This window comes from Dactylosporangium aurantiacum (assembly GCF_000716715.1).
Taxonomy (GTDB): domain Bacteria; phylum Actinomycetota; class Actinomycetes; order Mycobacteriales; family Micromonosporaceae; genus Dactylosporangium; species Dactylosporangium aurantiacum.
Genome location: NZ_JNYJ01000018.1, coordinates 71,062 through 85,857, shown reverse-complemented (window position 1 = coordinate 85,857; position 14,796 = coordinate 71,062). Strand labels below are relative to the sequence as shown.

General features: G+C 69.8%; 12 protein-coding genes. All 12 read right to left on the bottom strand.

From position 1 onward, the window contains the following. Positions 1 to 41: 41 nt before the first annotated feature. The 12 genes from OP18_RS21180 to OP18_RS21125 all read right to left on the bottom strand — a co-directional run bounded on the left by OP18_RS21180 (position 42) and on the right by OP18_RS21125 (position 14,654). Positions 42 to 1,367 carry an ABC transporter substrate-binding protein gene (locus tag OP18_RS21180; RefSeq protein WP_033360707.1) on the bottom strand — a complete coding sequence of 442 codons (1,326 nt, stop codon included), beginning with the start codon at positions 1,365 to 1,367 and terminating at the stop codon, positions 42 to 44. Positions 1,368 to 1,404: 37 nt separating this feature from the next. Then, positions 1,405 to 2,319, bottom strand: a complete 915-nt coding sequence (locus OP18_RS21175; protein WP_081970955.1) for a carbohydrate ABC transporter permease — start codon at positions 2,317 to 2,319, stop codon at positions 1,405 to 1,407. Then, a complete protein-coding gene (locus OP18_RS21170) occupies positions 2,312 to 3,238 on the bottom strand; it encodes a carbohydrate ABC transporter permease (protein ID WP_033360706.1) in 927 nt (308 codons plus the stop codon). Before OP18_RS21170 ends, OP18_RS21175 begins: the two co-directional genes overlap by 8 nt. Before the next feature lie 260 nt (positions 3,239 to 3,498). Next, the gene (locus OP18_RS21165) at positions 3,499 to 5,802 is read right to left on the bottom strand and encodes a right-handed parallel beta-helix repeat-containing protein (protein WP_063745554.1); all 2,304 of its coding nucleotides are present in this window, start codon (positions 5,800 to 5,802) and stop codon (positions 3,499 to 3,501) included. A gap of 224 nt (positions 5,803 to 6,026) precedes the next feature. Beyond that, a complete protein-coding gene (locus OP18_RS21160; RefSeq protein ID WP_052387061.1) occupies positions 6,027 to 6,998 on the bottom strand; it encodes a LacI family DNA-binding transcriptional regulator in 972 nt (323 codons plus the stop codon). Positions 6,999 to 7,041: 43 nt separating this feature from the next. Then, a complete protein-coding gene (locus tag OP18_RS21155; protein ID WP_063745553.1) occupies positions 7,042 to 8,163 on the bottom strand; it encodes a LacI family DNA-binding transcriptional regulator in 1,122 nt (373 codons plus the stop codon). 176 nt (positions 8,164 to 8,339) lie between these two features. Beyond that, positions 8,340 to 9,485, bottom strand: coding sequence for a galactonate dehydratase (gene dgoD, locus OP18_RS21150; protein ID WP_033360704.1), 1,146 nt, complete (start codon positions 9,483 to 9,485; stop codon positions 8,340 to 8,342). Between the two features lie 28 nt (positions 9,486 to 9,513). Beyond that, entirely contained in the window at positions 9,514 to 10,263 is a 750-nt protein-coding gene (locus OP18_RS21145; RefSeq protein WP_033360703.1) for an SDR family NAD(P)-dependent oxidoreductase, read from the bottom strand. Continuing rightward, positions 10,260 to 11,510 (bottom strand): cellulase-like family protein, encoded by a 1,251-nt coding sequence (locus tag OP18_RS21140; protein ID WP_033360702.1) that lies wholly within the window; start codon positions 11,508 to 11,510, stop codon positions 10,260 to 10,262. Before OP18_RS21140 ends, OP18_RS21145 begins: the two co-directional genes overlap by 4 nt. Beyond that, a complete protein-coding gene (locus OP18_RS60725) occupies positions 11,494 to 12,261 on the bottom strand; it encodes a carbohydrate ABC transporter permease (protein WP_245635480.1) in 768 nt (255 codons plus the stop codon). Before OP18_RS60725 ends, OP18_RS21140 begins: the two co-directional genes overlap by 17 nt. A gap of 134 nt (positions 12,262 to 12,395) precedes the next feature. Beyond that, a complete protein-coding gene (locus OP18_RS21130; RefSeq protein ID WP_081970952.1) occupies positions 12,396 to 13,325 on the bottom strand; it encodes a carbohydrate ABC transporter permease in 930 nt (309 codons plus the stop codon). A gap of 3 nt (positions 13,326 to 13,328) precedes the next feature. Continuing rightward, positions 13,329 to 14,654 (bottom strand): ABC transporter substrate-binding protein, encoded by a 1,326-nt coding sequence (locus OP18_RS21125; protein ID WP_033360701.1) that lies wholly within the window; start codon positions 14,652 to 14,654, stop codon positions 13,329 to 13,331. Positions 14,655 to 14,796: the final 142 nt, after the last annotated feature.

The window sequence follows — 14,796 nt, the reverse complement described above, 5'->3', positions numbered from 1 at the left end:
CCGCGGCTGGTGCCGCGGCGCGGGTGCGGTGCGGCTGCTGGTCACGCGGCGTCGATCTCGCTCTGCAGTTCCTTGATGAACGCGTCCGCCGACTGCTGCGGGGTCCTGCGGGCGAACAGGACGTCCTCGGTGTGACGCTTGAGGATCTTCTCGATGTCGCTGGCGCCCTTGGGCGTGACCCGGGGCGGTTCGCCGACTTTGATCTGGCTGAGGTAATCGGCGGCCGCCTTGTCGGTGTCGGCGAGCTTCGCGGTGATGCTCTGCCGGATCTTGGTGTTGGCCGGCACGCCGCGGTCGGTCTGCAGCACATCGGCGGCCTCCGGGCTGTTGGCCAGAAAGTCGACGAACAGCGCGGCCTCGGCGGGATGCTTGGAGCGCGACGAGACGGACCAGAACATCGACGGCTTGTAGTACGCCGCGGGCGACTTCGCCTGCGCCTCTCCGGGCAGCCGGACGAGCTTGAGCTTCTTGCCGCTGGCCTTGGCGAACGAAGTGAGCTGGGTGTTCCAGCACGTGCCGATGGCGGAGGTGTTGGTGGCCATCCCGGACTGGTCCAGGGCGCCGGCGCCGCGCTCGACCGTCACCGACGGCGTCGGTGCGATCCCGGCCTTGGACAGGTCGACGAGGTACTGCCAGAACGCGGCGAGCGTGTCGGCCGGGATGACGACCTTGCCCTTGTCGTCGAAGAGGGTGGCGCCGGCCTGCCGGGCCCAGATCTGCAGGCCGCCCGCGTCGAAGCCCCACGACTGGACGCCGGTGACCTTGCCGCCGGACGCGGCGGACACCTTCGCACCGACCGTCTTGAGGTCGTCCCAGGTCCAGGTGGCGTCGTCGGGGAGGGTGACGTTGTACTGCGCGAGCAGGTCGGTGTTGACCAGCATCGAATAGGCGGCGAGACCGACCGGCAGCGCGTACTGCTTGCCGTCGACCTTGCCGGTCGCGAGGGCTTTGGGGTCGAAGTCGGCGGTGCCGAGGTGCTTGCTCGCGGTGCCGAGGTCGAGCAGGGCGCCGCGTTGCGCGTACGAGGCGAGGTACAGCTCGTCCATCTGGATGATGTCCGGTGCGTCGTTGGCGGCCACGGTGGTCGCGAGGCTGTCCCAGTAGCCGTTCCAGTCCTTGAACTCGCCCTTCACCGTGATGTTCGGGTGCGCCTTGCTGAACAGGTCGATGACCTGCTGGGTGCGCTTGTGCCGGGCGTCGGCGCCCCACCAGGTGAAGCGCAGCGTGACGGGGTCCTTGGACAGGTCGCCGGAGGCGTCCTTGTCAGAGCCGGTGCCGCACGCGGCGAGGGTGGCCCCGGCCGTGAGGCCGAGCGCGAGGCGCAGGGTGGACCGGCGGGATAGGCCGCGGTCGAAGGCAGCGTGCATGGGATGTCCTTCAGGGGGTGTGGGGTGTTGGGGTGTGCTACTTGCTGCCGGTGGTGGCGATGCCCTGGACGAGGTACCGCTGGCCGACCAGGAAGACCAGGAAGACCGGGAGCAGAGACAGGACGCTCATGGCGAACATGGCGCCCCACGAGGTGTTGACGGTGGCGTCGACGAAGGAGCGCAGCGCGACCGGGACGGTGTACATGTCCGGGTCGGTGAGGTAGATGAGCTGGCTGAAGAAGTCGTTCCAGGTCCAGATGAACGTGAAGATGGTGGTCGTGGCCAGCGCCGGGCGCATCAGGGGCAGGATGACCTGCAGAAAGATGCGCGGGTGGCCGGCGCCGTCGATGCGGGCGGCCTCGTCCAGCTCGCGGGGCAGCCCGCGGATGAACTGGACCATGAGGAACACGAAGAACGCGTCGGTGGCCAGGAGCTTGGGCACGATCAGCGGCAGGAACGTGTTGATCCAGCCGACCTGCGCGAACATGATGTACTGCGGCACGATCAGGACGTGGATCGGCAGCATGATGCTGCCGAGCATCAGGGCGAACCACAGGCGTTTGCCGGTGAACTCCAGCCGGGCGAAGGCGTAGGCGGCCATCGAGCACGAGACGAGGTTGCCGATGATGCAGCCGAGCACCACCACTGCGGAGTTGAACAGGTAGTGCCCGAACGGGGACGCCAGCGCGTTCCAGCCCTCGCCGTAGTTGTGGACGTTGAGGTCGGCGAGCACCAGTCCGGGCGAGCGGAAGATGACGTCGTTCGGACGCAGCGAACTGACGACCATCCACAGCACGGGGTAGAGCATCACCACCGTGAGCAGGATCAGGCCGACGTGCTTGGCGAAGCCGCGCACGGTGGGGGGCAGGACGGACCGCCGCTGGGGTCGTGCGTCGAGGGGCGCGGTCCAGTGGACCGCGTTCGCGGTCAGGCGGTGCTTGAGATCAGTCATCGTAGAAGACCCATCGCTTGGCGCCCCAGAAGTTGATGGCGGTGAAGGCGCCGATGATCAGTAACAGCAGCCAGGCCAGTGCGGAGGCGTAGCCCATGTCGAAGTTGTTGAAGCCGCGCTGGTACAGGTAGAGGGTGTAGAACAGCGTCGAGTCGGACGGTCCGCCGCTGCCGCCGGAGACGACGAAGGCCTGCGTGAACGACTGGAACGCGTGGATGATCTGCAGGACCAGGTTGAAGAAGATGATCGGCGACAGCAGCGGCAGCGTGATCCGCCGCAGCTGGGTCCAGCGTTTCGCGCCGTCGACCTCGGCGGCCTCGTAGTACATGACCGGGATCTGGCGCAGCCCGGCAAGGAAAATGATCATCGGCGCGCCGAACGTCCACACGTTGAGCACGATGAGGGTGCCGAGCGCGGTCGACGGGTCGGAGATCCATCCCTTGCCATGCAGACCGACGAGATCCAGCACCTGGTTGGCGAGCCCGTCGGCGCCGAAGATCTGCCGCCACAGCACCGCGATGGCCACGCTCGAGCCGAGCAGCGAGGGCAGGTAGAAGGCCGAGCGGTAGAAGGCCAGGCCACGCATACCACGGTCGAGCAGCAGGGCCAGGCCGAGCGCCGCCGCCAGCTGCAGCGGCACCGAGACGAACACGTAGGTGAACGTCACCGTCAGCGCCTGCCGCAGCCGCTCGTCGTGCAGCATCCGGGTGTAGTTGTCCAACCCGGTGAACGTCGGGTCCTGGATCAGGTTGTAGTCGGTGAACGACAGGCCCAGCGAGACGGCGACCGGGCCCGCGGTGATCAGCACCAGCCCGGCGAACCACGGCAGCAGAAACAGGAAGGCGGCCTTGTTGTCCCGTTTCCGCGGCGGTCTTCCGCGGTGGGTTCGCAGGCGCCCGAGCTCATCGAGCGCGCTCATGGGGTGCTCCTTCGCGGGTCGGGTGCGGGGCGCCTGGCGACGACCCCAGAAAACGTATTCCGGATCTTTCATCGGCGCCGTCGGCCCGTCAAGGGCCCGGCGCGGGCGACTTCGCGCCCATGACGCCAGTGCGCGTCGGGCGCGACGCAGCGCACGGTGACACGACGCCGGCGCCGGGCCTCGCCACAGCCGGGTCGGTTCGACCCGATCCGAGCCTGGGCGAGGCCCTCTCGCCGAACTGCCGTTTGTGCAGGTACGGCTCAGGCGGTCGCGGTCACCGTGATGTCGTCGACCACGACGCTGCCGTAGTTGGAGCTGTTGGCGTAGTAGTCGATCTGCGCGACACCGGGGAGCGGGTTGCGGAAGGTGCTGTTGTCCAGCTTCAGCACGCCGTCGATGTACAGGTCGAACGTGCCGGTGGCGGTGCTGATCACCACCCGCACGGCGTACCAGCGGCCGGGCGTGTAGGAGCCGACGGTGACCTGGGTGGTGCCGGAGTACGCCACGATGGTGTTCTTCGTCATCGCCACGCTGACGGCGTTCTGACCGCTGGCGTTGCGGATGTATGGGATGGCGAAGAAGTCGCTGCCGGAGACGTAGGCGGACTCCCGCATGACGTTCGTCTCGACCGTGACCAGGCCGGTCAGCGGCTGGCCGAAGGTCTGCGAGACGCTCGTGCTGCCGCTGTTCGTGGTGCGGGTCAGCCGGACGCTCTTGTCGGTCGCGCTCGGCACGTCGACCACCGCGACGGAGCCGCCGGCGGTGCTGACCGCCAGCCCTTCGGTGCCGTTGGCGAGCGGGCCGGTCGGCAGCGCGTCGAACGTGTGCCGCGTGGTGACTGGTGTCGTGGTGCCCCCGGGCTGTTCGAACGCGCCGATGTCGGGGGCGCCGTTGTAGAGCGGGTTCCCCGCGTAGTCACGTCCCCCGTTGCCGCCGATGCTGACACCGGCGTTCACGGCCGGCGAGTTCGCCGCCACCTGCAACTCCAGGGCCGCGGCGAGCGCCGGTCCGGTGCTGGCCGTGCCGGATGGTGCGTTGATCGGTGCGGAGACGAACCGCGGGTCCGCCACGATCGCCCGGGTGTCGCCGCTCGGCACGGGCAGCGTCGCGCCGCCGTACAGGTTGCGGTTGTACGTGATCGTGCCGCTCGTGGACAGCGCGGCGTTCGCCCTGGTCGAGTACAAGATGTTGTTGGTGATCGCATAGGTGGCGGTCAGACCGTCGCCGTAACCGTAGATCAGGTTCGAACTCGCGTCGTTGTAGATCGTGTTGTTGTAGATCTGGGCGGTGGCCGCCTTGTCGGAGTGCAGGTAGATCTGGTAGCGGGTGTTGCTGGTGATCACGTTGTAGCGGACCACCACGTTGCCAAAGGCGAACTGGCACAGCAGGATGCCGTCGCCGTTGTTGTGCACGTAGTTGTACTGCACGACCTGGGCGGTGGTGCCCTTGTCCGTGTCGATGCCGTTGTGGTCGGCGCCCCCGGCCTTCTGGGTCGTGCCGAAGACCTCGTTGTACTGGATCGTGACGTTGTCGGCGAAGTACGTCTCGATGCCCGACGTGCCCGTCCGGTCGACGACATTGCGCTCGATCGTGCCGCCACGAACGTCGGTCATGTAGATGCCGTTGCAGCCGTACGCGGTGCCGGCCTGCGTGATGTAGTTGTTGCGCAGCACGATGTTGGTGTGCGGCCGGAACTTCGTGTCACCGGCGTTGGCGCGCGTGCCCCAGCCGGTCGCCACGGCGCCGGCGTTGGAGCCGGTGTACTGCTTGACGACGATGCCGGCGAACGACGTGTTGGCGATCGTGGAGTTCTGCACCACCGCGTCGTTGATGATCGTCGGGGTGCTCGGCGGCGCGGCCGGGTTGGGCACCCAGCTGTCGATGACGATGCCGCCGGTCCGCTTGGAGGAGTCCCAGCCGGTCTGGAAGCTGATCCCGGGCTTGTTGTCAGCCGTGTCGCCGCCGATCCAGTTCACCCGGCCGGTGACGTCGTGCACGTTGACGGCGTCCACCAGGAACCCGTCGAGGGTCTGGCTGTTGTCGCCGCTGATGTGGATGCCGCGGAAGTCGCCCAGGTTCCCGCCGGCGGTGCCGGTCGACGGCGCGGTGTTGGTGACCTCGATGTTGCGGATCGTCCAGTACTCCTGGTTGAACAGCCGCACGGTGTCGGCGACGGTGCCGGCGCCGTTGATCCGCGGCTTGTTGCCGGTGCCGTAGGAGTCCACGACGATCGGCGCGCCGGCCGCGCCGGAGCCCTTCGGCCACAGCTGGCCGGTCCAGGTGCTGCCGGCCTTGAGCAGGATACGGTCACCGGCGCCGAACGTGGTCGCGTTGATCTTGCCGAGGCTCTTCCAGGGGTGCGACTGGTCCAGGCCGCTGTTGCTGTCGGCGCCGGCCGCGGCGTCGACGTAGTAGGTGGTGTTGGCCGCTTGCGCGGGCGCGGCGACACTCACGAGCAGGCCGGCGCCCGCGACGGTGGCCGCGGCGACGCCGAGCGCCAGTCGGCGCCGGCGGCTGGGCGGCGGCCCGGAGACGGGGGCCGGATCAGGACTGAGGGGGGACATGGGCGGCTCCTCGGGGCAGAAGGTCCGGTGCGGCACGGCTGGAGCACCCGTAGCGCCGGCGAGGGCGGGGCGTCGACAAACGGGGCAGCTGGACAGGGGTGTCAGGCTCCGGATCGTGCTTGGGAAAACGTATTCCACCACAGCGTTCCGGAAGTTGCAACGACGACCCGTCGTTACCGCTTTCTGGGGCGGAGCAGCCACTACCGGCTGCGAGCGGCCCGCCGCTACCGGTTGCGGGCGGCCCGGTCCACGGTGCTCCCGCCGGGGACCAGCGTGCCCATGACCGTCTCTCGCACCACGTCCCGGCGATCCTCCCCCGCGGTCAGTGCGAGTCGAATCGAGCGGGCACCGATGTCGGCGAAGGGCAGCGCGACCGTCGTCAGCCGCGGCGTCACGTCGGCGGCGAGCTGGATGTCGTCGAAGCCCGACACCGATAGCCGACCGGGGACGTCGACTCCGGCGGCCCGGCACGCGGCGAGGGCGCCGATCGCCATCTGGTCGTTGACGGCGAGCAGCGCATCGGTGTCGCCGAGTCCGCCGCCGATCAGCGCCGCCGTGGCCTCGAAGGCGCCGCGCCTGCCGACCTCGCAGTTGACGATCCGGATGTCCTGCACGTCGACCCCACCGCCGAGCAGGCCCTCCACGAACCCCGACGTCCGCTCGGCGGCGAAGGAGCGTTCACGGCTGCCGGCGAGGATCACCGGGCGGCGGTGGCCGGTCGCGGCCAGATGCGCACCGAGCAGCCGAGCCGACGCACGGTCGTCGACGCGGATCGAGTCGAACGGCACGTCGATGTCGCCGTAGATCACCACCCGGCCGCCACGGCGCTCGTACGCGAGCAGCTCCTCGAGCAGCCGGGCGCCGACCTCGCCGGTCGCGATCCGGCTGGAGGTCAGCACCAGCGCCCGGGGCCAGAAGCCGCACAGTGTCCGGACGGTCTCCAGCTGCCGCTCGGGTAGTCCTCGCGTGGCCGACACGGTGACGAACGCGTCCACGGTGCGTGCCTGCCGCTCCATCGCCGCGACTACGAGCGCGATGGAGGGCGTGGTCAGGTCGTCGGCGACCAACGCGATGGCGTCGCTCTTGCGTCGCATCGCCCGCGCCGACACGTCCGCGGTGTACCGCAGCGACGCGGCCGCCTCCAGCACCCGGCTCACGTACTGCGGGGCGACCGACCGCGAGCTGCCGCTGAGCACCCGGGACGCGGTCGCGACCGAGACCCCGGCCGCACCCGCGACATCACGTAACGTGACCGTGGGCCTGGCTGGATGCGGCAACGTCGTGTCCCTTCCTGGCGGTGAGGTGGGTGGCGCCGTTCACGACAACGGTTCGTGGCGGGTCGGCCCCGCGGTGTCGTGGCGGGGTGCTGTCGCGCAGCACCACCTCGACCGGGATGTCGACGACGCCCGCCGGTGCCCCCGACAGCGCCGCCTCCACGGCCCGCCGCCCAACCTCCCGCAGCGGCGCCCGCACCGAGGTCAGCCCGGGCGTGACCTCACCGGCTGCCTCGATGTCGTCGAAGCCGGCCAGCGCGAGATCCACTCCTGGTCGCAGCCCGGCCGCCCGCAGCCCGCTCATCGCGCCGATGGCCATCACGTCGGTCACCGCGAACACCGCCTCCACCCCGGCGCGCGCCAGCTCGGCGAGCCGCTCCGCGGCAGCGAGCCCGCCGGAGCGGCTGAAGTCGGTCGCGATCTCGCACCCCGGGTCGAGCCCGAGGCCCGCCTCGCGCAGCCCGTCCGCGAACGCGGTGCGCCGGTCCCGGGACGCGCGGATCGCGTCGTCGCCGTGCACGACGGCGAACCGCTGGTAGCCGAGCCCGGCCAGCTCCAGCGCCAGCCGTCGCGCACCGCCGGTGTTGTCGATGGCGAACGTCGGGAACGGCAGGTCCGGCTGGCTGATCAGGCTCACCCGGCCACCACTGGCGCGGTACGCCTCCAGCTCCTCGACCAGCGAGGCCCGCTCCCCGGAGCCGTCGATGCGGCTCCCCGCGACCACAATGGCCCGCGGCCGATGCCCGCGCAGCGTCCGCACGATCTGCAGCTCCAGCCCCGGCGAGCGATCGGCCACCGCCATGGTGACGATGAGACCGGCGTCCTCGGCGGCGTCGATGACGCCGGCGGCGATCATCGAGAAGTAGGGGTCGTCGACGTCGCTGACGACCAGCGCCACGGTGTTGGTGGAACCGCGGGCGATCGCCTGCGCGGGCGCGTGCGGCACGTAGCCGAGCCGGGCAGCAGCGGCCTGGACCCGGACCGCGTTCTCCTGCCGGACATTGCGGTCACTGCCGTTGAGGGCGCGCGACGCGGTGGCATACGAGACCCCCGCCTCGCGGGCCACGTCGTGCAGGGTGACCGCCACGCGGCGTGCGTGTCGGGTCCCCTCCGGCTGATCCACCTGGAACATTCTGCCAGCCCGCCACCGGTAAGCGGCCATGACCGCCGCCACCGCAGGCGGGCGGCGACGTGGCGCCAGCCTCCGCGGGACGCTGCCGTGGCCCTCCGGCGGGCAACGGAGTGTCCGCCGGCCCATGGTGGTCACCACTCGGCGAGGGAGCCGTCGGCGTGGTGCCAGATCGGGTTGCGCCAGCGGTGGCCGACCTCGGCGGCGCGGAGCACCGCTTGCTCGTCGACCTCGATGCCGAGGCCCGGGGCGTTGCCGAGTTCGGCGTGGCCGTGACGGAACCGCAGCGGTGCCGGGTCGACGAGGTAGTCGAGCACGTCGTTGCCGATGTTGTAGTGGATGCCCACGCTCTGTTCCTGGATGAGGAAGTTCGGGATGGCGAACGCCAGCTGCAGGCTGGCCGCGAGCGCGATCGGCCCGAGTGGGCAGTGCGGGGCCATGCTCACGTCATGGCTCTCGGCCATCGCGGCGATGCGCCGCACCTCGGAGATCCCGCCGGCGTGCGACACGTCCGGCTGGGCGACGGCGGCGCCGCTGGCGAGCAGCGTCCGGAAGTCCCCTCGCGAGTACAGCCGCTCCCCCGCGGCCAGGGGGATCGCGGTAGCGGCGGCGAGCGCGGCGAGGTGGGCCGTGTGTTCGGGCAGGACGGCCTCCTCGATGAACAGCGGCAGGTACGGCTCGAGCAGCGGCAGCAGCCGGCGGGCCATGGCGGTCGAGACCCGGCCGTGGAAGTCCACGACGAGGTCGTTGTCCGGGCCGATCGCGTCCCGGACGGCCGCGACGCGTTCGACGACCTCGCCGGTGCGGCGTGGGGTGTCGATGTGCGTGAGCTCCCCTGAGCCGTTCATCTTCACCGCGGTGAACCCGGCGTCGATCTGTTCCCGCGCGAGGGCGGCGACGTCGGCGGGTCGGTCACCGCCGATCCACGCGTACATCCGGACCCGGTCCCGGACGTGTCCGCCGAGCAGCGCGTGCACCGGCCGTCCGTACGTCTTGCCGGCGATGTCCCACAGCGCCTGGTCGATGCCGGCGACGGCGCTGGACAGCACCGGCCCGCCCCGGTAGAAGCCGCCTTTCGTGAGTACCTGCCAGTGGTGCTCGATGCGCAGCGGGTCCTCGCCGATGAGGTAGTCGCTGAGCTCCGCCACCGCTGCCCGCACCGTCTCGGCCCGGCCCTCGACGACCGGTTCGCCCCATCCGGTGATGCCTTCGTCCGTCCGCACGCGAAGGAACAGCCAGCGTGGCGGGACGAGAAAGGTGTCCATCGAGACGATCTTCATGTGCAGTCACCCTTGCGGTGTCAGGAGCTCAGGAGGAGGTGGTGGAGATCGTCCAGCCGCCGTCGACGGTGAGGGTCGAGCCGGTGACGAAGCTGGCGTCCGGGGAGGCGAGATAGGCGACCGCAGCGGCGATGTCGGCCGGATCGCCCAGGCGTCCCGCCGGGGTCTCGGCGATGGTGGCGGCCACGCCGGCGCTGTCGATGCCGTCCCAGGCCGGGGTGCGGACCGGTCCGGGGACGACCGCGTTGACCCGCACGGCCGGCGCGTACTCGACGGCGAGTTGCCGCGTCAGTGCGAGCAGGCCACCCTTGGCCGCCGCGTAGGCAGCGCAGCCTCGCACCCCGATCCCGGCGTGCACGGACGAGGTGAAGATCAACGAGCCTTGGGTCCGGCCGAGCGAGGGGCAGAACGTGCGGGCCGCCAGGTACGCGGCCTTGAGCGTGACGGCGATCTGCCGGTCCCACTCGTCCTCGGTCAGCTCGTGCACGGCGACGGTCCGCACGATCCTGCCGGGCCCGTTGGAGAACACGACGTCGACCCGGCCGTACTGCTCGTGCACGCTGGTGGCGACGGTGTCCCAGTCGGCGGCGGCGGCGACGTCGCAGTGCAGGTACCGCCCGCCGGTCTCGTGGGCGACGGCGTTGCCGCGGTCGTCGTCGATGTCCAGCAGCACGACGTCGGCGCCTTCGGCGGCGAACCGGGCCGCCGCCTCGGCACCGATGCCGGATGCGGCGCCGGTCACGAGGACGACCCGGCCGTTGAACCGTTCGGTGTTCATCCGGCGAACTCCCGGTTCAGTTCGACCTGCAGGGCGACGTCGTGCCACATCGGATGGTGCGGGGCGGCGTTGGAGCACACCACCGTGCCCCATGCGCCCACCTGGGACGCCAGTCCGACCGCTTCGCGACAGAACTGAGCACCGACCGGGCCCTCCTCGAAGGTGCCGTGCAGCGGGGTGTAGCCGACCCAGCCTTCGCCGAGGACCAGGGGGATGTCGTTCGCGGCGGCCCAGTCGGCGGCGGCCGTGATCCACAGCTCGAGCTTCTGGCGCATCGCGTGCCGGTGGACGGCGTAGCGGTCGTACAGCCAGCGGTCCCACTTGGCCGGGTCGCACCAGTCGTGGACGTAGACCTCCCGGTGCCCAACGACGGTGGCGTCCAGGCGCCACCGGTCGGCGTCCGGCGGCCACCACGCGTCGAGGTCCGGCGCACCGTCGCGCAGCAGCTCCCGGCGGGCGAGACCCTGCGGGAACGGCCGGTCGGGGCTGCGCAGGGCGAAGGCGTCGTGCAGCTCCTCGAGGACGCCGTTGAGATATGGGTGGAACACCGCCACGTCGGCGTTGGCCGGCAGGAAGCGCATCGACCCGACAGGCACCCGGGCGACGTTCACGGTCACCGGCACCTCGGGGTGCCGGCGCTTGAACCGGTCGATCGCCGCGGTGAGGTACGGCTGCAGCGCCTGCAGCGGATCCTCGCCGGGTGAGCCGACGTCGGCGAGCCTGCCGAACTGGACCTCGTTGTGCAGTTCCACGAACGCGAGCTGGCCGGCCAGGCCGTGTGCGGTGACGTGGTCGACAAGGTCGGCGTGCGCGTCGGCGAGCACGTCGGCCCGGTCGGCGGGTGGGACCGAGGACAGCGCGTGGTGCCAGTCGGGCACGGACAGGAACGCCGGGCTCTGCTGGTACTCCCAACTGGAGACGATGATCCGGCAGCCGTGCCGGGCGGCGGCGGTGAACAGGGCGAGCAGGTGCGCCCGTCCGTCGATCGTCGCCTCGCCCGGCACGTCGTACCAGCGGGTGCGCTGGGCGTACCCGCCGCCGAGGCCGGTGAAGGTCAGGGCGGTGGTGTCGAGGCCGGAGCGGAACAGCAGGAACGGCATGGCGCAGACGCGGACGGTGTTGTAACCGCGCTCGACGGCCTGCGCGAACGCCGCGTCGAGGTCGGCGAAGGGCTCGCCGGGTCCGGTACGGGTGTACCAGGTGAAGTCCCACAGAGTGATGGTGAGCTTGTCAGTGTTTGACGGCACCGGCGGTGAGCCCTTCGAGGAGTTGCTTACGCAAGGCGGTGAACAGCAGCAGGCTGGGGATCGCGGCCAGGACCGACGCGGCCAGGACGAGGTCGACCTGCCTCGCCTCGGCGGCATAGATGGACTGGATGCCCAGCGGCAGCGTGTACTGCTCGTCGTTGCCGACGACGATGAGCGGCCAGAAGAAGCTGTTGTAGGTGCTGAGGAAGCTCCACACCGCGAGCGCCCCGAGCGCGGGGCGCAGCAGCGGCATGACGATCCGCAGGAACAGCCTGAACTCCGACGCGCCGTCGACCCTCGCGGACTCGAGGATCTCATCGGGCACGGACTGCTCCACGTACTGGCGCATCATGAAGATACCGAAGGCCGGCGCCAGCCACGGCACGATGAGCGCGAACCACGGGTTGTTCAGGCCGGTCTTCACGAGCATGACGAACAGCGGCACCACGATGACCGCGAACGGGACGGTCAGCGAGCTGAACATGATGTTGAACAGCACGTTCTTGCCGCGGAAGCGGTACTTGGCGAACGCGAACCCGGCGAGGGAGCAGACGAACACGGCGACCGCGGTGGAGACCACCGCGACGACGGTGCTGATCGCGAACCACGACCAGAACGGCTGGGCGTCCAGCATCCGGGTGTAGTTGTCCAGGGTGAACGGGTCGGGGACCAATGACGGCGGGTAGCCGAAGATGTCGCCGCGGGGTTTGAACGACGAGGCCAGCGCCCACAGCATGGGCAGGACAAACACGACGACCAGCGAGCCGAGGAAGGCATACAGCAGCCACCGGCCCGCCCGGAGCCGGCGCCCACGACGGACGGGCGGCTCGGGCCTCTGCGCCGTTGCTGTCGCCGGCTCGACGGCTGCCTGGCGCGCCGGGGCGCTCATCGCTGCCGCCCGACGCCGAACACCGCGGTCGCGGTCCGGCCGATCGCGAAGACGATCGCGAACATGACCACGCCGGCGGCCGCGGCGTAGCCGAGGTGCTGACGCATGAACGCCTCCCGGTAGATGAACATCGCCACCGGCAGCGTCGCCTCGCCGGGGCCGCCTTTGGTGAGCAGGTACGGCTCCTCCATGATCTGGGCGGTGCCGACGATGACGGTGACGGCGACGAACGCGGTGACCGGCTTGAGCATCGGGACGGTGATGTTGAAGAAGGTGCGCAGCGCCCCCGCGCCGTCCAGCCGCGCCGCCTCGTACAGCTCCTTGGGCACGTTCTGCAGCCCGGCGAGGAAGAAGATGGTCAGGTAGCCGGTCCACCGCCACAGCACCAGCAGCATCACGCTGACCTTCGCCCAGGTCGGGTCGCCGAGCCAGTCGACGCCGCCGGTGCCGAAGAAGCCGCGCAGGGCGGCGTTGAGCAGCCCGTACTCCCGGTCGTAGAACAGCGTGAAGACCAGCGCGATGATGATCGGGGACAGCACGACCGGCGTGAAGAAGGTCAGCCGGAACAGGTCCCGGCCGCGCAGCCCGCGGGTGTTGAGCGCTTGGGCGATGAGCAGCGCGGCCGGCACCACGATCAGCACGGCGAACACGACGTAGATCGCGGTGTTGACGACCGCGGTGCGGAAACTGTCGTCGGCGAACAGCTCACGGTAGTTCTGCGTGCCCACCCACAGCGGCGTGCCCAGCCCGGCCCACTCGGTGAAGCTCAGGTACACCCCGACACCGATGGGAACGATGAGGAACAGTCCGTACAGCAGGTAGAACGGTGAGATGAACGCGTACGGCACCCAGCCGTGCCGCGCCGCCCGGGACCGGGCAGCGCCCGGACCGGCACCGGCCGTCTGCGTTTCCAGGACCGCGGCCATCGCCTACTTCGCCTTCTTCTTGTAGGCCTCGACGGTCTCCTTGATCGCGTCGCCCGGGCTCTTCTTGCCGCGCAGCGCCTCCAGCAGCGGCCCGCCGAAGGTGTCGGTCAGCAGGTTGAGGTTCTCGTTCTGGTAGAAGGTCGGCAGGTCCTTCGCCGCGGGGGTGTAGACGTCGAAGGCCTTCTGGCCGAGGTAGGGGTCCTCGTAGCCGAGGAAGTCCTGGTCGGTGTACAGGCTCTTCAGGGTGGGCAGGAACCCGCCGGCCTTGAACCGGGCCAGCTGCCCCTCCCTGGTCAGGTACGTGTAGCGCAGCAGCTCGGTCGCGGCGGTCGTGCTGGGCTTGTTCTTCACCACGGCGAAGCCGGTGCCGCCGAGCGACGAGCCGATGTGGCCGCCGGCCTGGAACTTCGGCAGCGCCCGCATCTTCCACTTGCCCTTCTGGTCGGGCACGTTCGCCTGCAGGCCGTACACGTTGTACCAGTTGGGCATCGCGATGGCGATGAGCTTGCCCTCCTTCAGCGCGGCCGTGTTCGGCGCGCCGTACGGGTCGGGCACGCCGAGCAGGAACCCGGACTGCAGCCCCTTCGCCATGAACTCGATCGTCTGCACCGCCTCGGGACTGTCCAGGAGCAGCTCGCCCTTGTCGTTGAAGAACCCACCGCCGCGCTGCAGCAGGAACTGCAGGTACTGGTTGGTGATGGAGCCGTTGTCACCGGTCGCGACGACGCCGAGGGACTGCCCGGTGCGCGCGTGCAGGCTCGCCCCGATCGTGGCGAGGTCCTCCCAGGTGGCGACGTCGGCAGGGATGCCGTTCTTGGTGAACTCGTCCTCGCGGTAGTACAGCACGCTCACGCAGGTGTCGGACTCCAGCGCGTAGACCTTGCCGTCGTAGGCGTACGGGGCGGTGCGCAGCAGGTCGTCCTTGACCGGGGCGATGAGGTCGTCGAGCGGCACGAGGAGCTGTTTGGCGATGCCGCCGGCCATCAGCCGCGGGAACACGCTGATCACGATGCCGATCAGGTCCGGTGTGCCGGAGCCTGCGGCGCCCTGGGAGATCAGGCGGGTGACCAGGGCGTCGCTTTCGCCCTTGGTGACGTTGAGCGTGTAGTCGAACTTCGAACCGGCGGCGCCGTCGGTGAGCTCCTTGGCCGTCTGGGTGAACGTCTTCTCATAGCCCGGGTCGTGGGTCCAGAAATCGATTTTGACCGCCCCGGACTGCACGGCGTCGCCGCCGTCGTCGCTGCAGGCGGATAGCAGGGGCGCGGCGAGCAGGCCGCCACCGGCAAGCGCGGTGGCACGCAGGAAGCCACGGCGCGAAAGTCCGTTCATCGGAGGTCTCCTTCAGGCAAACGATGCACGTCCGGCCGGGAAGGTGGGGTGTCGGCCGGGGAGGAAGTGCAGGAATCATGCGCCCGCGCGACACAGGCTGTCAACAAATAGTGTGACTTATTTTTTTAGTAGTGCGCTTTAA